The organism is Neptuniibacter halophilus, assembly GCF_030295765.1.
Lineage (GTDB): Bacteria > Pseudomonadota > Gammaproteobacteria > Pseudomonadales > Balneatricaceae > Neptuniibacter > Neptuniibacter halophilus.
Map to the genome: position 1 here is coordinate 3,423,462 of NZ_AP027292.1, position 25,342 is coordinate 3,448,803.

Here is a 25,342-nt window from a genome sequence, read left to right on the forward strand (position 1 = left end):
GAAGCTTGCCCCTGTTATTCATGTTTGGCCTCGCCTATAATCGGGCAAATTTTTCCACCAGGAACCGATATGTTGTATTCACTGACGCGATCTCTGATGTTTCAGCTTGATCCGGAGCTTTCCCATAACGTAGCCCTGCATTCTATGAATCTGGCGGCTGCTCTGGGAGTTAACAAGCTGCTGGGCGCTGAAAGTCTGTCAGATCCGGTTCGGGTTATGGGAATCAACTTCCCTAACCGTGTAGGTCTGGCTGCAGGTCTGGATAAGAATGGCATCGCGGTGGATGGCATGGCCGCTATGGGGTTTGGCTTTGTTGAAGTGGGCACCGTGACACCAAGACCACAGGCCGGTAACCCGAAACCACGTATCTTCCGTCTGCCGGAGCAGCAGGCGATTATTAACCGCATGGGCTTCAATAATGACGGTGTGGATACGTTGCTGGCCAATCTGGAAAAGAGCCGCTACAAAGGTGTTCTGGGCATCAATATCGGAAAAAATAAAGATACGCCTAATGAGCAGGCAAACGACGATTATCTTTACTGCCTGCGTAAAGTCTATGGTCGTGCTTCCTACATTACGGTGAATGTGTCTTCACCGAACACGCCGGGGCTGCGAACCCTGCAATACGGTGAGTCTCTTAACAGTCTGCTGGATGCCCTGAAAGCAGAGCAGGCTAAGCTGGCTAAATACCATGATCGTTATGTGCCGATTGCCGTGAAGATTGCACCGGATATGACGGATGAGGAACTGGCGCTGGTGGCAGCTTCCCTGAAGGCCTACGAGATGGATGCGGTGATCGCAACTAATACCACGCTATCCCGCGACGGAGTAGAAGGCCTGCCTTATGCCGACGAGCAGGGCGGCCTGTCCGGTGCGCCGGTACGCAATAAATCGACTAAAGTGATTCGCACTCTGGCGCAGGAGCTCGATGGTGCGTTGCCTATTATTGGTGTGGGCGGAATTACCGAAGGTTTTGATGCGGCCGAGAAAATTGAAGCGGGCGCCAGTCTGGTTCAGATCTACTCGGGTTTCATCTATCGGGGGCCACAGTTGGTAACCGATTCAGTGAAAGCCATTATGCAGATTCCGGCGAGCTGATCGCCTGAGCAATAAAAAGGCTCCCCGAGGGGAGCCTGCTTATTTAAGTAATTCGGTCAGTGAAGTGCTGGATCGGATTGAATGGCAGAAACACCGTCCATACCATTCCAGTGCGCCTCTCGCCCCTGGCGCCAGCCACTCATCCAGTGGCTTCTGAGATCTGATGTGTTAACTGGGCAGTTGTCCCGGGATTTTCCACTTAGTCCGGCCTGAAAGCCGCGGTTGAAAAGTGTGCTGGTACGATCACGCTTTTGTCTCTTCATGTAGTTGAGCCTCTCTTGATGCATTAGTTTTGAGAGCAGCGGTTCCTTGAGACGTGGTATCCGCTTAAAATCAGTCTGCTTGTTGTTTTTGTTACAGAGCAGACTTCTATAAATATCGGAAAACAGGCCCGGGTGCGATTGAATATGACTATCAGGTTACAGGTTATAGTAAATCCAGTTAGTGTGTGCCTGCAAAAAAACGATTGCTTTCATTAAGTTACTTTGGTGCTGTAATTTATTACACGGCATTGAATTGTTTTCATGTTTTTGCGATTTAATTGAATCTAAAGCGAGTTGAATACCCTATGAAACTGTTTCTGACCTGCCCTAAAGGCCTTGAGTTGCTGCTTGAAGAGGAGCTGCATCAGTTGGGGATCACTGAGACCCGGCAAACCGTTGCGGGGGTTCAGTGCGAGGCAGAGCTGGAACAGGCCTATCGGGTTTGCCTCTGGTCGCGGCTGGCGAATCGGGTGCTGATGCCGCTGCATGAAGCCGAAGCGGAAACCGCTGACGATCTTTATCGTGAAGTCCAGCAGGTTGACTGGCTGCAGCATATGCGCAGTGAAGGCACGCTGTTGATCGATTTCTCCGGTCAGACCCGTGAAATCAATAATACCCATTTTGGGGCGCTGAAGGTTAAGGATGCGATCGTTGATCAGATCCGGGATACCACCGGTGCCCGGCCCAGCATCGATAAAGTAGCGCCGGACCTGCGAATCAATGTGCGTATGCATCGTGGCAAGCTGACCGTAGCGCTGGATCTGTCGGGTGACAGTCTGCATCGTCGTGCTTACCGCTTACAGGCGGGCGAGGCGCCGATGAAAGAAAACCTGGCGGCTGCGGTACTGATACGTGCCGGCTGGCCACAGCAGATGCAGGAGAACGGGGTATTGCTGGATCCGATGTGCGGTTCCGGTACCTTGCTGATCGAGGCGGCGCTGATGGCAGCAGATATTGCACCGGGGCTGCAGCGTAAACGGTTTGGTTTCTCACGCTGGACCGGACACCAGCGTGAATTGTGGGAGAACCTGCTGGCTGAAGCCAAAGCACGTAAAGCTAAAGCGCTGTCTGAGCTGGATATCTGCCTGACAGGCTTTGATCAGGATGGCAAGGTGCTGCGGGCTGCGCGGCAGAACGCTGAACGTGCAGGTGTAGCCGATCTGATCGAATTCACTACCCAGCGACTGGAAGATCTGGGGGCGGAGCAGATTCCGCAGGCACAGGGCTTGCTGGTCACCAATCCGCCTTATGGTGAACGCCTGGGTGAAACGCAGCAGTTGATGTTCCTTTACCGCCATCTCGGAGACAAGCTTAAATCGCAGTTTGCCGGCTGGACGGCTGCGATCTTTACGTCTAACCCGGACCTTTGCAAGGTCACCGGGCTGCGTGCTGACAAACAGTACAAGCTGTTTAATGGAGCGCTGGAGAGTCGTCTGTTTATCTATCCGATAGCGGAGCAGCGTGCAGAGCCGGTTGCTGAAGAGAGCGGTGAGGTGAGTCTCAGCGAGGGTGCGCAGATGTTTGCCAACCGTCTGCTGAAAAACCGTAAACAACTGGGTAAATGGGTCAGGCGTGAAGAGATTGAATGCTACCGTCTGTATGATGCTGATATCCCGGAGTATGCCGTGGCGGTTGATGTTTACGGTGATGAAATTCATGTTCAGGAGTATGCCGCGCCTAAGAAGATCGATCCGGTGAAAACCTTCTCCCGGTTGCAGGAAGTTATGACAGCGCTGCCGGTGGCGCTGGAGTTGCCGGCTTCGCGCATTATTCTGAAGCAGCGGAAAAAGCAGCAGGGCAAAAATCAGTACGAGAAACATTCTGAAACCCATCGCTATAAAGAGGTGGTCGAGCACGGTTGTCGTTTGCTGGTTAACCTGCATGATTATCTCGATACAGGTCTGTTTCTGGATCATCGTCCGATTCGGCGCCGGATTCAGGAAGAGGCGGCCGGCAAGGATATGCTCAACCTGTTCTGTTATACCGGCACTGCTTCGGTGCACGCTGCAGTGGGCGGGGCGCGTTCTACCACCAGTGTTGATATGTCTGCTACATATCTCAACTGGGCGCAGCGTAATATGGCGCTGAATGGTCTGGATAATCAGTCGAATCAGCAGGTGCAGGCGGACTGTCTGAAATGGCTGAGGATGCAGCGTGGTGCCAGCTATGATCTGATCTTTATGGACCCGCCGACCTTCTCCAATTCAAAGCGGATGGCCGGTGTGCTTGATGTACAGCGTGATCACGTGGATATGATTGAGGGGGCAATGCGCCTGTTGCGTCCGGAAGGTGTACTCTACTTTTCCAACAACTACCGACGTTTCAAGCTGGATTATGAAGCGCTGTCAGAATTTGAGATTAAGGATATCAGCGCGGCCACGCTGGACCCTGATTTCCGTCGGAATAATCGAATACACTGCTGCTTCGAAATCCGTCACAAAGGCTGATGAGCCTTTTAAGTGCGCGAGCACTGTTTTTTGGCATGCTATGTGCTTCTAATTGACGCACATGTCAGGCCGGGCTGCACCGCTTTGGCGCCTTAGCCCCTGCAGGCCCCATGTTATCAGGGTTTTTACTTTGAGCATGCGGGTCATGTTGCCTGACTATAATAATGAGCACATCAAAAATGCACCATATTGGTGCCGATCTTCCGGGGTCGGTCTGATCTGGTGCATCAGGCCAAGAAACAGGAGACTGCAGTGGAAAACGTCAATAGCGCAGTAGAGACGCTTATCCAGAGTTCGAATACTCTATTTATTCTGATGGGTGCCATCATGGTGTTTGCCATGCATGCCGGATTTGCTTTTCTGGAAGTGGGTACCGTAAGGCACAAAAACCAGGTTAATGCTCTGGTAAAAATTCTCACCGACTTTGGCTTTTCTGCCATGGCTTACTTCTTTGTCGGTTACTGGGTCGCTTATGGCGTGACCTTCTTCTCGCCCGCGGCTGAGCTGGCTGCAAGTAACGGATATGAGCTGGTTAAATTCTTCTTTCTGATGACATTTGCGGCTGCGATTCCGGCAATTGTTTCAGGCGGTATTGCGGAGCGCGCTAAGTTCTGGCCGTTTCTGGTCGCTTCATCGCTGGTGGTGGCGCTGGTCTACCCGTTCTTCGAAGGTATTATCTGGAACGGTAACTACGGTTTCCAGGCCTGGCTTGAAGAGAGTTTTGGTGCAGGTTTCCATGACTTTGCCGGCTCTGTTGTGGTGCATGGTGTAGGTGGCTGGCTGGCGTTGGTGGCCGTTATTATGCTGGGTATTCGTAACGGGCGATACAAAGGCGGCAAGCTGGTAGCGTTTCCACCGTCTAACATTCCTTTTCTGGCGCTCGGTGCATGGATCCTCTGCATAGGCTGGTTTGGTTTCAACGTGATGTCTGCGCAGACGATGGATGGTATTTCAGGTCTGGTTGCGGTGAATACACTGATGGCGATGGTCGGCGGTATTATCACCGCATTGATCTTTGGTAAAAATGACCCGGGCTTTATCCATAACGGCCCGCTGGCAGGCCTGGTTGCTGTCTGTGCGGGTTCTGATGTGATGCACCCGATGGGTTCGCTGGTTGTTGGTGCAGTGGCGGGTGCGATCTTCGTTATTCTGTTCACCATCCAGCAGAACAAGTGGAAGATCGATGATGTACTGGGCGTCTGGCCGTTACACGGTGTTTGTGGTGCCTGGGGCGGTATTGCGTGCGGTATTTTCGGCAGTGAGATGCTGGGTGGTCTGGGTGGTGTCAGCCTGACTTCACAGTTGATCGGTACTCTGGCGGGTATCGCTGTTGCGCTTATCGGCGGTGCCATCGTCTATGGTGGGGTCAAGGCTGTGTCAGGTTTACGTCTCTCTCAGGAAGAGGAGTACAACGGTGCTGACCTGTCCATCCACAAAATTGAAGCGACCTGCGATAACTGAGCGTTGCTTTTGATCTGAGAGCCGGGCTTTTGCCCGGCTTTTTTATTCTGCTCAGGATGGCAGCCTTCTATAGGCTCTAGCTATCAGCTCTGTTGTGATAATTAAATTTAGTTAATGATAACTATTATCGATAATGACTTAACTGAATGATTTGACGTATAGAGGGCAGGGCATGAAGAAGACGCTGAATTTCGCTGCGATCCATTTCACAATCGCATTTACGCTGAGTTATCTGCTGACCGGAGACTTGCTGATCGGTAGTCTGATTGCGCTGCTGGAACCTGCTGTGAATACTCTGGCCTTCTATCTGCATGAGAGGATGTGGCTTAAGGCGGCTGTGGTAAATACACGAAACAAGACACTGAGCTTTGCTCTGTTGCACTTCAGTGTGGCCTGGGGTGTTGGCTTTGCCTTGTCGGGTGATCTGTTCGTAGGTGGTCTGCTGGCGATCATAGAGCCCTGCTGTAACAGTGTGGCTTATTACTTTTTTGAAAAGCGCTGGAGGGAAGGTGGCACCACCGCGTGGGTTGCTGCCTGAGGTATAGGGAGCACGCCTGATCGTGGCTGACAGGCGTGCTCTGTGCTGTATCAGCGGAAAAGCTGGCCGAACCGCGGCAGTATTTCAGAGCGCAGTCGGCGTCCTTTATGCAGATAATGATCGGTATCTACTGCGCCGCTGGCCGTGCGTTTTAGCTTTCTCTCATATTGAGTCTTACCATCGTAACCCCAGTCGGTAGCGGGAATCTCGGTCAGTGCTGCGTAACTGATCGGATTTATATGGCCGAGTGTGGTTTCAAGTAAGCGGTGGAGTGCGGCTATTGCGTTGCGTTTCTCTTCTTCTGTATTACTGCCTGCGCTGATCCGTGCGTCAATAAATGCGCTCATGCCGGAGCTGGCTGTGATCTGTTCAGCGTTGATGCTCCAGTGTGATGAGCCTTGCGTGGTGATATGTACGGCCGTCAGTTTGGTTTCCTTGCCGAGAATCTCTCCCATGATGTGGGTAATGCCCCGGCTGAGGCGGGATTTCTGATCGGCTGAAATGTCTGCTGAAAGTTGAACTGAGATGTAAGGCATGATCCGGCTCCTCTGAATAAGTGCTTGTTGTCAGCTTAGCCTTGGTTTATCTTTTAAAATAACGATTAGTTTTTATTGATTTGATCGTTAAATGCGATCAAAGGGGCGGAAGATGGCACAGCCTAATCTCAGTAGTGATCTTTTACGGACCTATATTGCGGTGATCGAGCATGAGGGCTTTATCAGGGCGGCCGAGGTGTTGCATAAGACTCAGTCGACCGTGAGTCAGCAGATAAAGAAACTGGAATCTGAGGTGGGCGTTGATCTGTTTCGCAGTGCGGGTCGCAAGCGGGTGCTGACCGGGGAGGGTGAGATGCTGCTGGGTTACGCACGCAGAATGCTGGCGTTGCAGGATGATGCTATAGCCTCTTTGCAGGTCAGTGATGCATCCGGAGAGCTGCGGCTGGGTGTGTCTCAGGGAATGTCTGAGGGTATTTTGCCGGGCTTGCTGGCCAATTACAGCCGTTCTCATCCTGCTATCCGGTTCAACGTTGAAACGGCTTACAGTCCCGATCTGAACGCCGGTTTCGAGCGGGGTGAGTATGATCTGGTGCTGACGTTGTCGATGTCGGAAAGTGATGGTCTGGGATGTTTACTGGGGGCAGAGCCGCTGGCATGGATTGGCGCTGAGGGATGGCAATGGAGTGGGCATCGTGAAGTACCGCTGGCGATGTATAGCAGTCAGTGCCAGTTTCGGCGGGTGGCGATGCGGGCGCTTGAGAAAGCCGGTATACCGAGCCGGTTGATGTATACCACCAGTAGTTATCAGGGGCTGATGGCTGCCGTAAAAAGCGGGCTGGCCATTACAGCCCGGCCGCAGAGTGCGGCAACGGAAGGGACTGAATTTGTCGGTTCCAGGCTGGGGTTGCCTGAGCTGCCTAATGTTTACAGTTGGTTGCGTTATGCCCCCGGGCTGGCGGCAGGGCCGGAGCTTGAAGAGTTGTTCCGGTCATCGGCGCTGAAGGCGCATTAGCTACAAAAAAAGCCGCGTTAAGCGGCTTTTTTGCTGATAACCCGGAGGTTATTTCGGGTAGCTGCGCTGAGTAGGACCGGTGTATAGCTGACGCGGACGACCGATCTTGTTCGGGCTGCTGTGGAATTCATTCCAGTGAGAGATCCAGCCGATTGTACGGGACAGGGCGAAGATCACAGTGAACATGTTGGTCGGAATGCCGATCGCTTTCAGGATGATACCGGAGTAGAAGTCTACGTTCGGGTAGAGTTTACGCTCTACGAAGTATTCGTCTTCCAGTGCAATCTGTTCCAGGCGCTTGGCAATGCGCAGCAGAGGTTCGTCCTCTACGCCCAGTTCAGCCAGCACTTCGTCACAGGTTTTCTTCATAACTTTGGCGCGTGGGTCAAAGTTACGGTAAACACGGTGACCAAAGCCCATCAGGCGGAACGGATCTTCCGGATCTTTTGCTTTGGCAACAAACTCTTCGATGTTGGATTCGTCACCGATCTCTTCCAGCATGGTCAGTACGGCTTCGTTTGCACCACCGTGGGCAGGTCCCCACAGGGCTGCGATACCGGAAGCGATACATGCGAACGGGTTGGCGCCTGAGGAGCCGGCCAGACGTACAGTAGAGGTGGAAGCGTTCTGTTCGTGGTCAGCGTGCAGGACAAAGATACGGTCCATGGCGCGTTCCAGTACCGGATTCACCTGGTACTCTTCACAAGGTGTGCCGAACATCATCTGCAGGAAGTTACCCGCGTAGCTCAGGCCGTTGCGTGGGTACATGAACGGCTGGCCGCAGGAGTATTTGAAACACATGGCAGCGATGGTAGGCATCTTTGCGATCAGGCGGTATGCGCATACTTCACGGTGGTGGGCATCATTGATGTCCAGAGAGTCGTGATAGAACGCGGACAGGGCGCCGACCACACCACACATAATAGCCATCGGGTGCGCATCGCGACGGAAGCCATTAAAGAAATGGCTGATCTGCTCATGCACCATGGTGTGGTTTTTAACAGTGTTTACGAAGGTTTCTTTTTGTTCCGGAGTTGGCAGTTCGCCGTTCAGCAGCAGGTAGCACACTTCCATGTAGTCTGATTTCTCTGCCAGCTCATCGATTGCGTAGCCGCCATGTAGCAGCACACCCTTGCCGCCGTCGATGAATGTAATACCTGAGTCGCAGGCTGCTGTGGAGACAAAGCCCGGATCGTATGTGAACAGGCCTTTGCCGGTCAGAGGGCGCACATCAATTACGTCTGGACCCATGGTGCCGGAATAAACTGGCAGCTCAATGGATTCATCCAGACCGTCGACCGTTAAACGTGCTTTCTTATCAGCCATTAAAAGGCTCCTATCATTATGTTTTAGTTCTGTATATGACTTTTTATAGTCAGATCTAAGAGTCTTGGCCCGATAAATTGGACCCACCCAATATAGAGACTGGGAAAAGTTTGTCAATCAGACTAAATGGGTTAATTACCGCATTGCAGCAATTAGAATTTTTTCTAACAGGATTGTACAAATGACTGAATAATCATTTGGTTGTACGACTTTTGATATGCCGCGTAGTGCTAGACAAAAGGCGAACTGCGCTGTGTTTGCGTTGTATTGTAAAGGTTAAATGCTTATACTCTCGCCCCGAAGTTCACCTCCCGTGACTACCTATCTTAGTAGAAAGTCAGGGGAAGTGAGCTTGAGGAGCGAGGTACTTATCTTCAACACTTCCGAACAACTGAGCCCTGCAAAGGGGCCGAAAAAAGTGTGAACAAGAGCCGTGAATAAGAAAAGACCTGTAAACTTAGATCTTCGAACTATCAAGCAGCCGCTTCCGGCGATTACATCCATTCTGCATCGTGCGACAGGTGTAGCACTCTTCTTTGGTGCTGTATTTGCGCTCTATGCTCTGGGTTTGTCCCTGGAGTCTGAAGCTGGCTTTAATGCCGCTGTTGATATGTTTGAAAATGGCTTCTTTGCGAAGCTTATTGCGTGGGGATCTGTGTCAGCACTGCTGTATCATTTCTTCGCGGGTATCAAACACCTGGTAATGGATTTTGGCCACTGCGAAGAACTCGAGAGTGGTCAGAAGGCAGCTAAAGTAACAGTCGCACTGGCTGTTGTTGCAGTCCTGATTTCGGGAGTATGGATATGGTAACTAGTATCACTAGCTTTGGCCGTAGCGGCCTGTATGACTGGATGATTCAGCGTGTAACCGCTGTTATTCTGGCAGTCTACACAATCTTTATGATTGGTTATCTGGCGTTTGGCGCAGAACTGACCTACGAAATGTGGGCGGGTCTGTTCCAGGGAACCGCCATGCGTATCTTTACCCTGCTGGCACTGCTTTCCTTTGCTGCACACGTCTGGATCGGTATGTGGTCTGTTTCTACTGACTATATCAAACCAACCGGTCTTCGTTTCGTGTTCCAGTCTGCTTGTGGTCTGCTGACGTTTATCTACGTTGTGTGGGGCATCCAGATTCTGTGGGGTATTTAATCTATGTCTAAACTACGTACGCTTACTTTCGACGCAATTGTAGTCGGTGGCGGTGGTGCAGGCATGCGTGCTGCACTTCAGCTGGCACAGAGTGGTCTGAACACTGCCTGTGTAACTAAAGTATTCCCAACTCGTTCTCACACTGTATCTGCGCAGGGTGGTATTACCTGTGCGATTGCGAGTGCTGATCCGAATGATGACTGGCGCTGGCACATGTACGATACCGTTAAAGGTTCCGACTATATCGGTGACCAGGACGCTATCGAATACATGTGTTCTGTAGGCCCTCAGGCGGTATTTGAACTGGACCATATGGGTCTGCCGTTCTCCCGTACTGAAACAGGCCGTATCTATCAGCGTCCTTTCGGTGGTCAGTCGAAGAATTTTGGTGAAGGTGGTCAGGCTGCACGTACGTGTGCTGCTGCTGACCGTACCGGTCACGCGCTGCTGCATGCTCTGTATCAGGGCAACATGAAAGCGGGTACTACCTTCCTTAACGAGTGGTACGCTGTAGATCTGGTTAAGAACGATGATGGCGCAGTTGTAGGCTGTATTGCTATCTGCATCGAAACCGGTGAGACCGTATACATCAAAGCGAAAGCGACGGTTCTGGCAACCGGTGGTGCGGGTCGTATCTACTCTTCTACTACCAACGCTCTGATCAATACCGGTGACGGTATGGGTATGTCTCTGCGTGCAGGTGTTCCTGCGCAGGATATGGAGATGTGGCAGTTCCACCCAACCGGTATCGCCGGTGCGGGTGTTCTGGTAACAGAAGGTTGTCGTGGTGAAGGTGGTTACCTGATCAACAAAGACGGCGAGCGCTTCATGGAGCGTTACGCGCCGAACGCTAAAGATCTGGCGGGTCGTGACGTTGTTGCGCGCTCCATGATTCTGGAAATTCTGGAAGGTCGTGGTTGTGGTGAAGACGGTGATCACGTTTACCTGAAGATGGATCACCTCGGTGAAGAGGTTCTGCATTCTCGTCTGCCGGGTATCTGTGAACTGTCCAAGACCTTTGCGGCGACTGATCCGGTTGTTAAACCGATTCCGGTTGTTCCGACCTGTCACTACATGATGGGTGGTATTGCGACCAATATCGGCGGTCAGGCAATCGCTCCGGATGCAGATGGCAACGATAACATCGTTGATGGTCTGTACGCTTGTGGTGAAGTGGCCTGTGTATCGGTACACGGTGCTAACCGTCTGGGCGGTAACTCTCTGCTTGACCTGGTGGTATTTGGTCGTGCGGCAGGTATGCAGATCGAACAGCAGATGCGTGAAGGTTACGAAGTTAAAGACGCAACCGAAGCTAACATCGAACAGGCTATGACGCGTCTGAATCGTCTGAATACATCTACCGGTGGTGAAAGTGTTGCTGAAGTTCGTAAAGAACTGCAGAGCACCATGCAGCTGTACTTCGGTGTATTCCGTGATGGCGAAAGCATGCAGAAAGGTCTGGAGCTGCTGAAAGGTATTCGTGCCAAAGTTGAAAACCTGCATCTGGAAGACAAGAGCCAGGCATTCAATACTGCGCGTATTGAAGCGCTGGAGCTTGAAAACCTGATGGAAGTTGCTGAAGCAACTGCGATTGCTGCGGAAGTACGTAAAGAATCTCGTGGTGCGCATGCACGTAACGACTTTACTGAGCGTGATGACGAGAACTGGCTGTGCCACTCTGTCTTCTTCCCGGGTGAAAAACGTATTGGTAAGCGTGCGGTTAACTTCGCGCCTAAAACCATGGAACCGTTCCCACCTAAAGTTCGTAGCTACTAATTTAAGGAGCTTCTATCATGTTGGTTAGTGTATATCGCTACAATCCTGAAACTGACGATGCTCCTTACATGCAGGATATCCATATCGATATTCCTGGTGGTAAGGACATCATGGTGCTGGATCTGCTGCAGCTTCTGAAGGACAAAGATCCGTCTATGGCGTATCGTCGTTCCTGTCGTGAGGGTGTCTGTGGTTCTGACGGTATGAACATGAACGGCCTGAATGGTCTGGCGTGTATCACTCCGTTGTCTGCTGTTGTTAAAGATGACAAGCTGGTTCTGCGTCCACTGCCTGGTCTGCCGGTTATCCGCGACCTGGTGGTTGATATGACTCAGTTCTACAAGGCTTATGAGAAGATCAAACCGTTCCTGATTAACGACACGCCGCCACCGGCAATCGAGCGTCTGCAGTCACCTGAAGATCGTGCTGAGCTGGATGGCCTGTACGAGTGTATTCTCTGTGCATGCTGTTCTACTTCTTGCCCGTCTTTCTGGTGGAATCCGGACAAGTTCATCGGACCATCTGGTCTGCTGCAGGCATACCGCTTCCTGGCGGACAGCCGTGACACCGCTACCCGCGAGCGTCTGGCTGATCTGGATGACCCGTTCAGTGTCTTCCGTTGCCACGGCATCATGAACTGCGTCAACGTTTGCCCTAAAGGTCTTAACCCGACCAAGGCAATCGGCAAAATTCGCAACATGCTGTTGTCTCAAGCGACCTGATGAAATGCAAAAAGCGGTGCCTCTGGCGCCGCTTTTTTTTGTCCGTAAGAAAAAAATAGTATTTTTGTAAAAAAATTACGGTATTCGCATAAAGACTTATTAAAGCTTGCGAATAAAAGCTTTAAGATAGCACTCCCGAGACAGTTAAAGCTGTTTTGATCGGGTAATGAAGGTAACTCAAAGAGGGGCGATGCTGGCCGGAGATCCCGGCAGAATCGACTAAGCTCCCAGAGCCAGGGTGATCAAGAATGCAAGAAAGCATCATGGATCTCATGTGGAAGAACGCTCACCTCTATGGTGGCAACCTTTCATACGTTGAAGAACTGTACGAAACATACCTGATGGATCCGAATGCGATTCCTCAGGAGTGGCGAGAAGAATTCGACCGACTGCCTAAAGTTGGCGAAAACCTGACACAGGACGTGCCACATTCCGCAATCAGAGAACATTTTCTCTATCTCTCCAAAAACCAGAAGCGCGCGGCCCCTGTAGCGGTCAGCTCAGTCAGCTCTGAGCATGAGAAGAAACAGGTCCGTGTTCTGCGTATGATCAACGCGTACCGCGTACGTGGCCATCAGGTTGCGCAGATCGATCCGCTGGGTCTGATGGAGCGCGAACAGGTCCCTGACCTCGATCTGCGTTTCCATGAGCTTTCAGAAGCGGATTACGACACCGTGTTCCAGCTGGGCTCTCTGTTCTTTGGCCCGGAAGAAGCACCGCTTCGCGATATCATGGCGGATCTGAAGAAAACCTACTGCACCACCGTTGGCGCTGAGTACATGCACATTGTAGATACTCAGGAAAAACGCTGGATTCAGTCACGCCTTGAGCCGGTACGTTCCCATCCTGAAGCGCCGGTTGAGAAGAAAAAGATGATCCTTGAGCGTCTGACTGCCGCTGAAGGTCTGGAAAAATACCTGGGTTCACGTTATGCCGGTGCCAAGCGTTTCGGCCTTGAAGGTGGTGAATCCATGATCGTGTGCCTGAACACGCTGATTCAGCGTGCGGGTAAGCAGGGCGCGAAAGAAGTTGTGATCGGTATGGCACACCGTGGCCGACTGAACACGCTGGTTAATATCTTCGGTAAAAATCCGGCTGACCTGTTTGACGAATTTGAAGGTAAGCGGGTTGTTGATACTTCCGGTGACGTTAAGTATCACCAGGGTTTCTCTTCCAACGTTGAAACCGCCGGTGGTGAAGTGCATATCGCCATGGCCTTCAACCCGTCTCACCTGGAGATTGCAGCGCCGGTAGTTGAGGGTTCTGTACGTGCCCGTCAGGATCGTCGTGGAGATTATGTCGGCGATACTGTTGTTCCGGTCAACATCCACGGTGATCAGGCGTTCTGTGGTCAGGGTGTGGTGATGGAGACATTCCAGATGTCCCAGACCCGTGCTTATAAGACCGGCGGAACCATTCACCTGGTGGTGAACAACCAGGTCGGCTTCACCACATCCAAGCAGGAAGACTCACGTTCTACTGAGTACTCCACTGATGTGGCCAAAATGATTCAGGCACCTATCTTCCATGTTAATGGTGATGATCCTGAAGCGGTGCGTTTCGTTACGCAACTGGCGGTCGACTACCGTAATGAATTCAAGAAAGACGTGGTAATCGATCTGTTCTGTTACCGTCGTCGCGGCCATAACGAGGCGGATGAACCATCCGGTACTCAGCCGCTGATGTACGCGCAGATCAAGAAACAGAAAACCACGCGTGAACTCTACGCTCAGAAACTGATTGAAGAAGGTGTAATCAGTGCTGAAGAGAGCAAAGAGATGGAGAAAGAGTACCGCAAGCTGCTGGAAAACGGTGAGCATGTGGTTAAATCTCTGGTTCACGAACCTAATGCTGAGCTGTTTGTAGACTGGAAGCCGTATCTGGGCCATGAGTGGTCGTTCGACTGCCCTGAAACCAAGGTCGACTTCAAGCTTCTGCAGGAGCTGGGTAACAAAATCTGTGAAGTGCCTGAAGGTTTCGCAGTACAGCGTCAGGTTCAGAAAATTATCGATGACCGTAAGCGAATGGCTCACGGCGCGATGGAGCTGAACTGGGGCATGGCAGAGTCTTTGGCTTATGCCTCGATTCTGGCGGAAGGTCATCCGGTACGTATCACCGGTCAGGACGTGGGCCGTGGTACATTCTCTCACCGTCATGCTGTGCTGCATGACCAGAAAACCGCAGAAACCTTCGTTCCGCTGCAGAATCTGTCTGATGAGCAGCCGGCTATGACGATCCATGACTCCTTCCTGTCTGAGGAAGCAGTACTGGCATTCGAATATGGTTATGCGACGACTACACCAAACGCGCTGGTCATCTGGGAAGCTCAGTTCGGTGACTTTGCCAACGGAGCTCAGGTTGTAATCGACCAGTTCATTACCTCCGGTGAGCATAAGTGGCAGCGTCTCTGCGGTCTGACTATGCTGTTGCCGCACGGCTTCGAAGGTCAGGGGCCAGAGCACTCCTCTGCGCGTCTGGAGCGTTACCTGCAGTTGTGTGCTGAACATAATATTCAGGTTTGTACACCGACCACGCCAGCGCAGATCTTCCATCTGCTGCGTCGTCAGGTTGTACGTCCATTGCGTAAACCACTGGTTGTCATGTCGCCGAAGAGCCTGCTGCGTCATAAGCAGGCTATCTCCACACTGGAAGAGCTGGCAGAAGGTTCATTCCAGCCGGTGATCAGTGAAGTAGATCAGCTTGATCCGAAGAAGGTGAAGCGACTGGTTCTCTGTGGCGGTAAGGTTTATTACGACCTGTACAACCGTCGTGCCGAGCTGGAGAAAGAGGATGTGGCTATTGTTCGTATTGAACAGCTTTATCCGTTCCCTGAAGTAGAGCTCGCAGACGCGATTGCTGAATACACCAACCTGGAAACGGTGGTCTGGTGTCAGGAAGAGCCAATGAACCAGGGGGCGTGGTACTCCATGCAGCATCATATGCGTAATGTTATGCATAAACATGACAGCAAGCTGTACCTTGAAGGCGTTGCCCGCCCGGCATCTGCTGCACCAGCGGTCGGATATATCTCCGTCCACGCTGAACAGCAGGAAACCTTAGTAAATGAAGCACTCAACGGTTGATCAGGCGATTAACCAGAAAAAATGAATTTAATCGCCTGACGGTGATAACGATAAAGGAAAAAACATGTCTATCGAAATCAAAGCGCCGACGTTCCCGGAATCTGTAGCAGACGGCACCATCGCAACCTGGCACAAACAACCTGGCGAAGCTTGTTCTGCCGACGAACTGATTGTTGATATCGAAACCGACAAAGTAGTACTGGAAGTAGTAGCACCGGAAGATGGTGTGATTGCTGAGATCCTGAAAGGGGAAGGCGATACAGTACTGAGTGATGAAGTGATCGCTAAATTTGAAGCGGGTGCTGCAGGTTCTGCTGCTGCGCCGGCTGCTGAAGCAGCGGCTGCCCCTGTAGGTGATGCCGACAAAGTTGGCCCGGCTGCGCGTAAGCTGATCGAAGAGAACGGTCTGGATGCTTCCCAGATCCCGGGTACCGGCAAAAACGGCGGTATCACCAAAGAAGACGTACAGAACTTCATGAAGAGTGGCGCTACGGCTGCACCTGCTCCGGCGGCTGCGCCTGCAGCGGCAGCTCCGGCTCCGGCGGCTGCGGCTCCTGTGAACGTTGCGGCGGGTGAGCGTGTTGAAAAACGTGTTCCAATGACCCGTCTGCGTGCCACTATTGCTAAGCGTCTGGTTGAAGCACAGCAGAACGCTGCGATGCTGACCACTTACAACGAAGTTAACATGAAGCCGGTAATGGAGCTGCGTAAGCAGTACAAAGACCTGTTTGAGAAAACTCACAACGGTACCCGTCTGGGCTTTATGTCTTTCTTCGTAAAAGCTGCGACCGAAGCGCTGAAGAAATTCCCGGCTGTGAATGCGTCTATTGACGGTAATGACATGGTTTATCACGGTTACCAGGATATCGGTGTGGCTGTATCTACCGACCGCGGTCTGATGGTACCGGTTCTGCGTGATACTGATGCGATGAGCCTGGCTGATGTTGAAGCGACTATTGCTGACTTCGGTAAGCGTGGTCGTGAAGGCAAGCTGGGTATGGACGATATGCAGGGTGGTACCTTCACTATTACTAACGGTGGTGTGTTCGGTTCCCTGATGTCTACGCCTATCCTGAACCCGCCACAGACTGCGATCCTGGGTATGCACAAAATCCAGGAACGTCCTATGGCTGTTAACGGTCAGGTTGAGATTCTGCCGATGATGTACCTGGCTCTGTCATACGACCACCGTATGATTGATGGTAAGGAAGCGGTACAATTCCTCGTGACTATCAAAGATCTTCTGGAAGATCCTGCACGTATGCTCCTGGAAGTCTAAGTCGACCCTCAACAAAAAACAGAGTGAAGATAGGATAAAACATGTCTGATAAATTTGACGTTATTGTCATCGGTGCAGGCCCTGGCGGCTACGTTGCGGCGATTCGCGCAGCTCAGCTGGGTCTGAAAACTGCATGTGTTGAGAAGTGGGTAGACGACAAGGGCGCTGCGGTACTGGGTGGTACCTGTCTGAATGTTGGTTGTATCCCTTCCAAGGCACTGCTTGAGTCTACTCATCAGTTCCATAACGCTCAGCATGCCGACGTGCACGGCATTCAGGTTGCAGGTGATGTGACCATGGATGTTAAGGCGATGGTTGCCCGTAAGAACAAAATTGTTGGCAACCTGACCGGCGGTATTACCGGCCTGTTCAAGGCGAACGGCGTCACATTGCTGCAGGGTGCGGGTAAACTGCACGGCGGTAAAAAAGTTGAAGTGACGGCTGCTGATGGCAGTTCTGCAACTTACGAAGCTGAAAACGTGATCCTGGCGTCCGGTTCTGTACCGGTTGAAATTCCGCCAGCACCGCTGACTGAAGGTCTGATTCTGGACAATGCGGGTGCACTGGATATCGATGAAACGCCAAAACGTCTGGGTGTTATCGGTGCCGGTGTTATCGGTCTGGAGATGGGTTCTGTATGGGCGCGTCTGGGGACTGAAGTTACTGTACTGGAAGCGATGGATGACTTCCTGGCTGCTGCTGATAAAGACGTAGCCAAAGAAGCGGCCAAGCTGTTCAAGAAACAGAATCTGGATATCAAACTGGGTGCCCGTTGTACTGGCACTGAGATCATCGACGGAAAAGAAGTGAAGGTTAAGTTCGCTGATTCCGAAGGTGATAAAGAGATCATCGTAGACAAGCTGATTGTGGCGGTAGGTCGTAAGCCTCAGACTCAGGGTCTGCTGGCTGATGATTCCGGTGTATCTCTGGATGAGCGTGGCTTCATCTTCGTCAACGAGCAGTGCCAGACCGGTGTACCGGGTGTATACGCAATTGGTGACTCTGTTCGTGGCCCGATGCTGGCGCATAAGGCTTCCGAAGAGGGTATTATGGTTGCTGACATTATTGCCGGCCACCACGCACAGCTTAACTATGATGTTATTCCAAGCATCATCTACACCCACCCTGAACTGGCGTGGGTAGGTAAAACTGAGCAGGAACTGAAAGCCGAAGGCGTTAAGATCAAAGTGGGTAAATTCCCATTTGCTGCATCTGGCCGTGCAATGGCTGCTAACGAAACCGAAGGTTTTGTTAAGATGATTGCCTGCGAAGAGACCGACCGAATTCTGGGCGTTCATATGGTTGGCGCAATCGCGTCCGAACTGATCGGCCAGGCTGCAATTGCCATGGAATTCTGCTCTAGTGCAGAAGACCTGCAGATGACTGTATTTGCTCACCCGACTGTGAGTGAAGCGGTACATGAAGCTGCACTGGCAGTTGATGGTCACGCCATTCACATGGCGAACCGCAAAAAACGCTAATTTGTAGCGTATCGATTCGACCGGCTGCCTAAGGGCTGCCGGTCGTTTAGTAAGACTTGTTGTTGACCCAACAGGGCTGCTACAGGGGCACACTTAGACTCCTGATGCAGAAAACATTAGTGACAACACAACGGATTAGAGCATGAACCTTCACGAGTACCAGGGTAAACAACTGTTTGCCGAATATGGTCTTCCGGTTTCCCAAGGTAAAGCGGTAGATACTCCGGAAGCAGCTGCTGAAGCAGCTAAAGAGATTGGCGGTGACAAGTGGGTAGTTAAAGCCCAGGTCCACGCCGGTGGCCGCGGTAAAGCAGGTGGCGTTAAGCTGGTTGATTCTCCGGCTGAAGCGCAGGAATTTGCTGCAAACTGGCTGGGCAAAAATCTGGTAACTTACCAGACAGATGCAAACGGTCAGCCTGTTTCTAAAATTCTGGTTGAAACCTGCACGGATATCGCTTCTGAGCTGTATCTGGGTGCGGTTGTAGACCGTTCCACCCGCCGCATCGTTTTCATGGCATCCACCGAAGGTGGTGTTGAGATCGAGAAGGTAGCTGAAGAAACTCCGGAAAAAATTCTGAAAGCGACCATCGATCCACTGACTGGCGCACAGCCATATCAGGGCCGTGAACTGGCATTCAAACTGGGTCTGGAAGGCGATCAGATCAAGCAGTTCGTTAAGATCTTTATGGGCCTGGCGCAGATGTTCCAGGAGAAGGATTTGGCGCTGCTGGAGATCAACCCGCTGGTTATCACTGACGCTGGCAACCTGCACTGTCTGGATGCCAAAGTTGTGATCGATGGTAACGCGGTTTACCGTCACAAAGACCTGCAGGCAATGCACGATCCATCTCAGGAAGATGAGCGCGAAGCGCACGCTGCTGAGTGGGATCTGAACTACGTTGCTCTGGATGGCACGATCGGCTGCATGGTTAACGGTGCGGGTCTGGCAATGGGTACAATGGACATCGTTGCTCTGCACGGTGGCTTCCCTGCAAACTTCCTGGACGTAGGTGGTGGCGCGACTAAAGAGCGTGTAACTGAAGCGTTCAAACTGATCCTGGCTGACGAAAAAGTTAAGACCGTACTGGTTAACATTTTCGGTGGTATCGTACGCTGCGACCTGATCGCAGAAGGTATCATTGGTGCCGTTAAGGAAGTAGGTGTAAACGTACCGGTTGTTGTACGTCTGGAAGGTAACAATGCTGACCTTGGTTCCAAGCTGCTGGACGAGTCTGGCCTGGATATCATCGCAGCAACCAGTCTGACTGACGCTGCTCAGCAGGCGGTAAAAGCAGCGGAGGGTAAATAATGTCCGTTCTGATTAACAAAGACACCAAAGTAATCTGTCAGGGTTTCACTGGTGGTCAGGGTACCTTCCACTCTGAGCAGGCGATTGCATACGGCACCAAAATGGTTGGTGGTGTAACTCCGGGCAAAGGTGGTACTACTCACCTGGGTCTGCCTGTATTCAACACTGTAGCTGAAGCGGTTGCTGAAACCGGTGCTGAAGCTTCTGTTATCTACGTTCCTGCTCCTTTCTGTAAGGATTCTATCCTGGAAGCAGCAAACGCAGGTATCAAACTGATCGTTTGTATCACTGAGCACATTCCGGTTATGGATATGCTGGAGTGTAAAGTTAAGTGTGACGAGCTGGGCGTTCGCCTGATCGGTCCTAACTGCCCGGGTGTTATCACTCCGGGTGAGTGCAAGATCGGTATCATGCCAGGTCACATCCACCTGCCAGGTAAAGTGGGCATCGTTTCCCGTTCCGGTACTCTGACTTACGAAGCTGTTAAGCAGACTACAGACGCTGGCTTCGGTCAGTCTACTTGTGTTGGTATCGGTGGTGACCCGATTCCGGGTTCTAACTTCATCGACATTCTGGAAATGTTCGAGAAGGATCCTCAGACTGAAGCGATCGTTATGATCGGTGAGATCGGTGGTACTGCGGAAGAGGAAGCGGCTGCTTACATCAAAGCAAACGTAACCAAGCCTGTTGTTTCTTACATTGCGGGTGTAACTGCACCGGCTGGTAAGCGTATGGGTCACGCAGGTGCGATCATCTCTGGCGGTAAAGGTACTGCTGATGAGAAGTTCGCTGCTCTGGAAGATGCAGGCGTTAAGACTGTACGTTCTCTGGCGCAGATCGGCGATGCACTGAAAGAGCTGACTGGCTGGTAAGCTGACACTCTTTCGGTTTAAGAAAAAGGCAGCCACGGCTGCCTTTTTTTGTACCCGCTGACCTGACATCCCGGTTATACGCTTGCCGCGACTTGTATTTGCCGGGATTAAATGTGATGGTTTTTAGTAACGGATTCTTTTGCGGAACGATGGGTTGTTATGAAAAATATGCTGTTAATTGGTGGTGTCGTCGGCGTATTACTGGTGCTGATAGGCCTGGGCGGCTTTTTTGGTTTTAAGTTCTATTCTGAGCTCGCCGCATACCGTGAACTTGGCCCGTTACAGTCGATGCAGAATTTCAGTCAGGAAAACTTTGACCTGCAGAAAGAAAATAAGCGGCTGAAGCAGGATATGGCAATGATCCAGAGTGGCTTTGCCAATTACCGTAAAGCCCGTCTCGAGCAGGCTGAAAAACGTGCAGAGCGACGTGTAGCAACGGCTGTGGCGTCGTTTACACCGTTGTCTGGCCCTTATGTGCTTGCAGCCACGACTACGCTGGATCAGCAGGAGTTGTGTCAGGATACTCAGGATCTGATAGAGCTTGAGGCTGAGCTGTTTACTACGTCAGATCCGACTGTGGTAATGCAGCAGGATAAGATCTGCGGTACCTATATTGAGCGCAAGCTCATTCCGTTGTTTAAGTATCAGATGCTCAGGGCCCGGGTCAGTATGTCTGGCTCACTGGGTCATTTGCGCGATGATGCAGAAAAAAAGTTTGAGGATGCACGATCCTTGCTACAGCGTTGGCAGGTACCGGTGGCGCCTGAGCTGGATTCTTATACGCAATTCTGAATTTTCAACGCTGTTTAGCTATGCTTTTCGGGTGGGATCAGGGAGTAGAGGCCTGTGTTTGTAATTGATGGCTATCTGTTTTGTTATCAATCTGTTGAGGTTTCAGGGAGATGATGCGCAGGCGTCTTGCAGCTCATTCGCGCAGTAAGCTATGGCTGACGCTTTCTATATGCCTCTTTTTGGTGCTCGACTGCACTATTTTAGGGATTAATTACTCTATAACCCGTCAGGTAGAAGAGGATGCCCTGTCAATCAATGTTGCCGGCCGGCAAAGGATGCTTTCACAACGTCTGACCAAGGTGTTGTTGCTGATGGCACAGGACGCTTCGTATATTCATCCCGGCAGGGAGGAGCTCGCTGAGGTATATCATCTGTTTGTCAGTACGCTGGATGCGTTTGAGTCAGGTGGTTCAGTGATCGACGGTCATGGTGTGTCGCAACCTTTTTCTGCATCTGATGATATGCGGGTGCTCTTTTTGATAAATAAGGCCCGAGTATTGCTTACTGATATGCAGCCTGATCTTGAGCGCGTGTTGCAACAGCCCGATGACCGACTGGCGCTGCAGTCCGCGCTTAATTTCGCGAAAGAGAATAATCTGGCGCTGCTTAATCTGATGAATGAGCTGACTTCACGTACAGAGATGTTGTCACAGCAGAAAACGCAGAGCTTACGCTGGATTCAGACGCTGGCTTTTGGCCTTGCGCTGTTTAATTTTCTGGTGATTATCCGTCAGTTTCAGCAGCGCTCACGACAGGCCGAATCGCAGGTTCAGGACTTTATCAATCTGGTGGATACAGCAGCAACGAGCCTTATCCTGCTGAATCAGCGGAGACAGGTTTTGTTGGCCAATAAAATGAGCCAGGAGTTGTTTGGTTATACTGAACAGGAGTTTCTCCGGCTGACTGAAGGGCAGTTGTTTAGTCAGAAAAACAATGGGCTGGTCGCGCTCAGCCGGGGGCGGGGACCGACCCGGGTCGAGGTGACTGAGCGTCAACTGACCCTCAATGAACAGGATTTTATCATCCTTACCGTGAGTGATATCAGCCGCTATGCCGAACAGCAGGCTCAGCTCTCTCATCTGGCCAATCATGATGCGCTGACCGGGCTGGTTAATCGCCGGGCACTGTTTGATCGTCTTGATATGGAGCTGGCGAGGGCAGAGCGTAGTGGTACCGGTCTGGCGGTTATGTTTATCGATCTTGATCGTTTTAAACCGGTCAATGACAGTCTAGGTCATGCGGCGGGTGATGAGGTTCTGGTTCAGTTTTCCCGGCGTCTTATAGCCGTATTCAGGGCTTCGGATACTTTGTGTCGCTTTGGTGGTGATGAATTTGTTCTGCTCCTGCCGGGTGTTACAGAAAAGGAGCAATTGCTGGCATTCAGGAATTCCATTTGTGCTTTGCTGGATGAGCCGTTCTGCTACGAAAATGAGACGATCAGTCTGGGGGCAAGCATCGGCGAGGCTGTCTATCCCGAGGATGCAACCACCGCGGCAAAACTTATTGAACTGGCTGACCAGCAGATGTATCAGAATAAGCAGAGCAGGCAGGAACAGGTATAGTCTGCAAGCTATAGAACCGCTTACCCACGGGCGTTGAGTCAGGCGCTCTGAATTAACTGAGTTATCGAAATATGAATGTTAACGTTTTTCCCTATTTTCAACCGATCGTAGAAACAGCAACAGGTCGGATTGCCGGTTATGAAGCATTGGCACGTATGCAGGATGATGAGGGCAATGTGGTTTCTGCTGGTCATCTTTTTTCAGACCAGACTCTGGCGGTCAGTGAGCGTATGGAGCTGGATCGTTCAGTGCGTATGCTGGCGCTGGAGCAGGTCAGTCAGTTGCCTGATGATACATTCCTCAGTATTAACATCTCTCCCGAGTGGATGCAGTACCTTGATTCAGAGGATGATATCCCGACGCTGTCTATGATTCGTCAGTTGGGAGTTGATCCGGGCAGAGTAGTGGTTGAGATTACCGAACTGGATGGTGACCTGTCGATTATTGAGCGAGTGGTTGAGCGTTATCGCAAACACGGTTTTCGTATCGCTATTGATGATTTTGGTACCGGTTTCTCCCAGCTTGACCGGATTGCACTGCTGAAGCCGGATATTATTAAGCTGGATATGACACTGCTGAAAAATGCCAGTCGTGACAGCCGGGGCTCGTCGATGGTGCAAATGCTCGGTGAGCTGGCATCTAAGCTGGGCAGCAAGGTGCTTTGTGAAGGGGTTGAGGATGAGCAGGAGTATTATCTGGCGCTGAGTTGTAATGCGGTGTACGTTCAGGGCTTCCTGTTTTCACCTGCGGTGGCAGAGATGGAAGCGCCTGAGGTGACTACAACTACGGTGCGTAATCTGCTGAGTCACTTCCGTGATATGGCCATCAACGCGACCTCCTTGAGTCACTGGCGGGCAGAGAAGGTTAAGGCTGAGCTGCTGGCTTTACGCGAGGTGTTGCGTGCTTCGGGCAGTGATGAGGATCTGCAGCATTTTGCCGCGGCTGATCATCTGTTACGTTTTTATATCTGCGACCGGTTGGGTAACCAGACTTCACCAAACTATGAAAACAGTGACAGGGGCTGGATTCTGAACGAGCGTCATCGCGGTTATAACTGGAGCTGGCGGCCTTATTTTTTCGAGCTGCTGGGCTCTGCGGATACGGAAAACCGGTTGGTGTTTTCTGAGCCTTATCAGGATATTCATACCGGTCAGCGGGCGCAGACTGCCGTGCTGTTTATCGATGAAAACAGGATTCTGCTGGCTGACCTCAGCGACGATCACAAAGGTGAGGATCTGTTCAGTGGTTTCCGGCGGATGCCGGCAAGCTGGATACCGGATCTGGATTAAGGAGCGAGTTCTCTGAGGAGAAGGGTATAGGCTTTATCCTTCTTCTCAATCTGCTTCAGCTTGATGATCTGATAGTCCAGTTCGGGGGCAAACCAGATATAGGTCTGGCGATTGCTGTCTTCATCTCTTACCCGGATAACACGGATGGCTTCATAGCTGCCGATCGGTGCTTCAATCTGCTCCCGTCCATCTACCTTAAAACGGTATTCTTTCAGATGCCCGCCATCGGCGACGCTGTAGTTGAAATCCTGCTTGCCGGCAGCGACTTCCTGTTGCAGTAGCAGTTGGTAGCTGATCTTGTCCTGAACCCCCTCGCTGATCTCCATTTTCCAGGGCTTGTTTTCAACCTTGTTAGTTACCAGGCTGTTCTGCCAGTCGAAATGAACTTCGGCCAGACGTTTTTTGCCCAGTACGCTGCGTTTAAAGTTGTATTCAAGGGGTTGGGGGATCTGGTTGTGCCAGGTGAATCGGCTGGATTCGTAGATGCTGGCAAACATTGCAGAAGCTTTGGATTCGAACTGCCACTGCTGCTCCGGGCCCTGCTTGAGCTGGCGTACTGTGTCGCCACTCAGGGAGATGCTGCCATCCCAGTCGATCTCATATGAGGCAGTAAACGGTGCCAGCCCCGGGCTCGGTTGCCCGGCTTGAACGGCGCTCGAGAGCAATGCTGTACTGAGTGTTGTAAGCAGCAGTTTTCGCATTATTCCGGGCATGACTGGCTCCTGAATTATTCCTGATCTAGCTGGTAGCCCTGTGCGGGAAGTGGTGCGCCATCAAGCAGAACGCCATCGGCGCTCCAGCTCAGTCGGTCAGCACAGAACCAGGCTACAGCAAGAGGATAAAGGATGTGCTCGACCCTGTGAACCTTCTGTTGCAGGCTGTCTGCAGTGTCCTCAGCAGAGACAGAGACACGGCCCTGCATTGCCAGTGGGCCACCGTCCAGTTCTTCGGTCACGAAATGGACGGTGCAACCGTGTTCGGTGTCGCCGGCATCCAGTGCCCGTTGGTGGGTGTTCAGGCCTTTATATTTCGGCAGCAGGGAGGGGTGGATGTTAACCATGCGTCCCTGATAGTGACGAACAAAGTCTGCGGTGAGAATGCGCATGAAACCGGCCAGTACCAGCAGGTCGGGCTGGTAGCGATCGATCTGTTCGATCATCGCCTGGTCAAACTGTTCGCGGCTTTCAAAGTCCCGGTGGTTGATGCTCAGGGCAGGGATGCCTGCCTGACGCGCCCGTTCCAGGCCGTAGGCCTCTGCTTTGTTGCTCAGAACCGCTTCGATGCGGCCATTAATCTGGCCGGCATCGATCGCGTCGATAATCGCCTGCAGGTTGCTTCCGCTGCCTGAGATCAGAACGACAATACGTTTACTCATACTGCGGG

The 25,342-nt window shown here is 51.8% G+C and carries 22 protein-coding genes; 17 read left to right on the top strand and 5 right to left on the bottom strand.

Annotated elements, in window-relative coordinates:
- Window positions 1–69: 69 nt before the first annotated feature.
- A complete protein-coding gene (locus tag QUD59_RS16050; RefSeq protein WP_286238195.1) occupies window positions 70–1,098 on the top strand; it encodes a quinone-dependent dihydroorotate dehydrogenase in 1,029 nt (342 codons plus the stop codon).
- 56 nt (window positions 1,099–1,154) lie between these two features.
- Here QUD59_RS16050 and rmf read toward each other — a convergent pair whose 3' ends face one another.
- The gene (gene rmf, locus QUD59_RS16055; RefSeq protein WP_286238196.1) at window positions 1,155–1,361 is read right to left on the bottom strand and encodes a ribosome modulation factor; all 207 of its coding nucleotides are present in this window, start codon (window positions 1,359–1,361) and stop codon (window positions 1,155–1,157) included.
- A gap of 305 nt (window positions 1,362–1,666) precedes the next feature.
- Between rmf and rlmKL the strand changes: the two genes are divergently transcribed.
- From rlmKL to QUD59_RS19265, 3 genes are all read left to right on the top strand, one after another.
- Complete coding sequence (rlmKL, locus tag QUD59_RS16060; protein ID WP_286238197.1) at window positions 1,667–3,808, top strand: bifunctional 23S rRNA (guanine(2069)-N(7))-methyltransferase RlmK/23S rRNA (guanine(2445)-N(2))-methyltransferase RlmL; 2,142 nt, start codon at window positions 1,667–1,669, stop codon at window positions 3,806–3,808.
- A gap of 252 nt (window positions 3,809–4,060) precedes the next feature.
- Complete coding sequence (locus QUD59_RS16065) at window positions 4,061–5,269, top strand: ammonium transporter (protein WP_286238198.1); 1,209 nt, start codon at window positions 4,061–4,063, stop codon at window positions 5,267–5,269.
- A 172-nt stretch (window positions 5,270–5,441) separates the two neighbouring features.
- Entirely contained in the window at window positions 5,442–5,807 is a 366-nt protein-coding gene (locus tag QUD59_RS19265; protein WP_350227786.1) for a DUF2061 domain-containing protein, read from the top strand.
- Window positions 5,808–5,857: 50 nt separating this feature from the next.
- On the opposite strand, the gene QUD59_RS16080 is transcribed toward QUD59_RS19265, so the two are convergent.
- Window positions 5,858–6,343, bottom strand: a complete 486-nt coding sequence (locus tag QUD59_RS16080; protein ID WP_286238200.1) for a tautomerase family protein — start codon at window positions 6,341–6,343, stop codon at window positions 5,858–5,860.
- A gap of 112 nt (window positions 6,344–6,455) precedes the next feature.
- Between QUD59_RS16080 and QUD59_RS16085 the strand changes: the two genes are divergently transcribed.
- On the top strand, window positions 6,456–7,316 hold the full coding sequence (locus tag QUD59_RS16085; protein ID WP_286238201.1) for a LysR substrate-binding domain-containing protein: 861 nt from the start codon (window positions 6,456–6,458) through the stop codon (window positions 7,314–7,316).
- Between the two features lie 48 nt (window positions 7,317–7,364).
- On the opposite strand, the gene gltA is transcribed toward QUD59_RS16085, so the two are convergent.
- Window positions 7,365–8,642: a citrate synthase gene (gltA, locus tag QUD59_RS16090; protein WP_286238202.1), complete on the bottom strand. Its 1,278-nt coding sequence runs from the start codon at window positions 8,640–8,642 to the stop codon at window positions 7,365–7,367.
- Window positions 8,643–9,075: 433 nt separating this feature from the next.
- Here gltA and sdhC point away from each other — a divergent pair, with 433 nt between their 5' ends.
- The 12 genes from sdhC to QUD59_RS16150 all read left to right on the top strand — a co-directional run bounded on the left by sdhC (window position 9,076) and on the right by QUD59_RS16150 (window position 23,959).
- Window positions 9,076–9,453 carry a succinate dehydrogenase, cytochrome b556 subunit gene (gene sdhC / locus QUD59_RS16095; RefSeq protein ID WP_286238203.1) on the top strand — a complete coding sequence of 126 codons (378 nt, stop codon included), beginning with the start codon at window positions 9,076–9,078 and terminating at the stop codon, window positions 9,451–9,453.
- A complete protein-coding gene (gene sdhD / locus QUD59_RS16100) occupies window positions 9,447–9,794 on the top strand; it encodes a succinate dehydrogenase, hydrophobic membrane anchor protein (protein WP_286238204.1) in 348 nt (115 codons plus the stop codon). The genes sdhC and sdhD overlap by 7 nt, the downstream gene beginning before the upstream one ends.
- Window positions 9,795–9,797: 3 nt before the next feature.
- Window positions 9,798–11,570 (top strand): succinate dehydrogenase flavoprotein subunit, encoded by a 1,773-nt coding sequence (gene sdhA, locus QUD59_RS16105; RefSeq protein WP_286238205.1) that lies wholly within the window; start codon window positions 9,798–9,800, stop codon window positions 11,568–11,570.
- A gap of 17 nt (window positions 11,571–11,587) precedes the next feature.
- The gene (locus tag QUD59_RS16110; protein ID WP_286238206.1) at window positions 11,588–12,292 is read left to right on the top strand and encodes a succinate dehydrogenase iron-sulfur subunit; all 705 of its coding nucleotides are present in this window, start codon (window positions 11,588–11,590) and stop codon (window positions 12,290–12,292) included.
- 248 nt (window positions 12,293–12,540) lie between these two features.
- Window positions 12,541–15,375, top strand: coding sequence for a 2-oxoglutarate dehydrogenase E1 component (locus tag QUD59_RS16115; RefSeq protein WP_286238207.1), 2,835 nt, complete (start codon window positions 12,541–12,543; stop codon window positions 15,373–15,375).
- A gap of 64 nt (window positions 15,376–15,439) precedes the next feature.
- Window positions 15,440–16,654: a 2-oxoglutarate dehydrogenase complex dihydrolipoyllysine-residue succinyltransferase gene (odhB, locus tag QUD59_RS16120; RefSeq protein WP_286238208.1), complete on the top strand. Its 1,215-nt coding sequence runs from the start codon at window positions 15,440–15,442 to the stop codon at window positions 16,652–16,654.
- A gap of 41 nt (window positions 16,655–16,695) precedes the next feature.
- Complete coding sequence (gene lpdA / locus QUD59_RS16125; RefSeq protein ID WP_286238209.1) at window positions 16,696–18,135, top strand: dihydrolipoyl dehydrogenase; 1,440 nt, start codon at window positions 16,696–16,698, stop codon at window positions 18,133–18,135.
- A 142-nt stretch (window positions 18,136–18,277) separates the two neighbouring features.
- Window positions 18,278–19,444 carry an ADP-forming succinate--CoA ligase subunit beta gene (sucC, locus tag QUD59_RS16130; protein WP_286238210.1) on the top strand — a complete coding sequence of 389 codons (1,167 nt, stop codon included), beginning with the start codon at window positions 18,278–18,280 and terminating at the stop codon, window positions 19,442–19,444.
- Complete coding sequence (gene sucD, locus QUD59_RS16135) at window positions 19,444–20,316, top strand: succinate--CoA ligase subunit alpha (protein WP_286238211.1); 873 nt, start codon at window positions 19,444–19,446, stop codon at window positions 20,314–20,316. Before sucC ends, sucD begins: the two co-directional genes overlap by 1 nt.
- Before the next feature lie 159 nt (window positions 20,317–20,475).
- On the top strand, window positions 20,476–21,108 hold the full coding sequence (locus tag QUD59_RS16140; protein WP_286238212.1) for a hypothetical protein: 633 nt from the start codon (window positions 20,476–20,478) through the stop codon (window positions 21,106–21,108).
- A gap of 275 nt (window positions 21,109–21,383) precedes the next feature.
- On the top strand, window positions 21,384–22,670 hold the full coding sequence (locus QUD59_RS16145) for a diguanylate cyclase domain-containing protein (protein ID WP_286238213.1): 1,287 nt from the start codon (window positions 21,384–21,386) through the stop codon (window positions 22,668–22,670).
- A 71-nt stretch (window positions 22,671–22,741) separates the two neighbouring features.
- Window positions 22,742–23,959 (top strand): EAL domain-containing protein, encoded by a 1,218-nt coding sequence (locus QUD59_RS16150; protein ID WP_286238214.1) that lies wholly within the window; start codon window positions 22,742–22,744, stop codon window positions 23,957–23,959.
- Here QUD59_RS16150 and QUD59_RS16155 read toward each other — a convergent pair.
- Both QUD59_RS16155 and purN read right to left on the bottom strand, forming a co-directional pair.
- Window positions 23,956–24,672: a DUF3108 domain-containing protein gene (locus QUD59_RS16155; protein ID WP_286238215.1), complete on the bottom strand. Its 717-nt coding sequence runs from the start codon at window positions 24,670–24,672 to the stop codon at window positions 23,956–23,958. The two genes, QUD59_RS16150 and QUD59_RS16155, sit on opposite strands and share 4 nt — an antisense overlap.
- A gap of 14 nt (window positions 24,673–24,686) precedes the next feature.
- Window positions 24,687–25,334, bottom strand: coding sequence for a phosphoribosylglycinamide formyltransferase (gene purN, locus QUD59_RS16160; RefSeq protein WP_286238216.1), 648 nt, complete (start codon window positions 25,332–25,334; stop codon window positions 24,687–24,689).
- Window positions 25,335–25,342 lie beyond the last annotated feature (8 nt).

Excerpts from the sequence above, each read along its gene's own strand:
- sdhD (WP_286238204.1), top strand. The coding sequence starts at position 9,447 with ATGGTAACTAGTATCACTAGCTTTGGCCGTAGCGGCCTGTATGACTGG.
- rlmKL (WP_286238197.1), top strand. The coding sequence starts at position 1,667 with ATGAAACTGTTTCTGACCTGCCCTAAAGGCCTTGAGTTGCTGCTTGAA.
- QUD59_RS16110 (WP_286238206.1), top strand. The coding sequence starts at position 11,588 with ATGTTGGTTAGTGTATATCGCTACAATCCTGAAACTGACGATGCTCCT.
- odhB (WP_286238208.1), top strand. The coding sequence starts at position 15,440 with ATGTCTATCGAAATCAAAGCGCCGACGTTCCCGGAATCTGTAGCAGAC.
- QUD59_RS16085 (WP_286238201.1), top strand. The coding sequence starts at position 6,456 with ATGGCACAGCCTAATCTCAGTAGTGATCTTTTACGGACCTATATTGCG.
- lpdA (WP_286238209.1), top strand. The coding sequence starts at position 16,696 with ATGTCTGATAAATTTGACGTTATTGTCATCGGTGCAGGCCCTGGCGGC.
- sdhA (WP_286238205.1), top strand. The coding sequence starts at position 9,798 with ATGTCTAAACTACGTACGCTTACTTTCGACGCAATTGTAGTCGGTGGC.
- sucD (WP_286238211.1), top strand. The coding sequence starts at position 19,444 with ATGTCCGTTCTGATTAACAAAGACACCAAAGTAATCTGTCAGGGTTTC.
- QUD59_RS16145 (WP_286238213.1), top strand. The coding sequence starts at position 21,384 with ATGCTTTCACAACGTCTGACCAAGGTGTTGTTGCTGATGGCACAGGAC.
- QUD59_RS16150 (WP_286238214.1), top strand. The coding sequence starts at position 22,742 with ATGAATGTTAACGTTTTTCCCTATTTTCAACCGATCGTAGAAACAGCA.
- QUD59_RS16115 (WP_286238207.1), top strand. The coding sequence starts at position 12,541 with ATGCAAGAAAGCATCATGGATCTCATGTGGAAGAACGCTCACCTCTAT.
- QUD59_RS16140 (WP_286238212.1), top strand. The coding sequence starts at position 20,476 with ATGAAAAATATGCTGTTAATTGGTGGTGTCGTCGGCGTATTACTGGTG.
- QUD59_RS16050 (WP_286238195.1), top strand. The coding sequence starts at position 70 with ATGTTGTATTCACTGACGCGATCTCTGATGTTTCAGCTTGATCCGGAG.
- QUD59_RS16155 (WP_286238215.1), bottom strand. The coding sequence starts at position 24,672 with ATGCCCGGAATAATGCGAAAACTGCTGCTTACAACACTCAGTACAGCA.
- rmf (WP_286238196.1), bottom strand. The coding sequence starts at position 1,361 with ATGAAGAGACAAAAGCGTGATCGTACCAGCACACTTTTCAACCGCGGC.
- purN (WP_286238216.1), bottom strand. The coding sequence starts at position 25,334 with ATGAGTAAACGTATTGTCGTTCTGATCTCAGGCAGCGGAAGCAACCTG.
- QUD59_RS16080 (WP_286238200.1), bottom strand. The coding sequence starts at position 6,343 with ATGCCTTACATCTCAGTTCAACTTTCAGCAGACATTTCAGCCGATCAG.
- sucC (WP_286238210.1), top strand. The coding sequence starts at position 18,278 with ATGAACCTTCACGAGTACCAGGGTAAACAACTGTTTGCCGAATATGGT.
- QUD59_RS19265 (WP_350227786.1), top strand. The coding sequence starts at position 5,442 with ATGAAGAAGACGCTGAATTTCGCTGCGATCCATTTCACAATCGCATTT.
- gltA (WP_286238202.1), bottom strand. The coding sequence starts at position 8,642 with ATGGCTGATAAGAAAGCACGTTTAACGGTCGACGGTCTGGATGAATCC.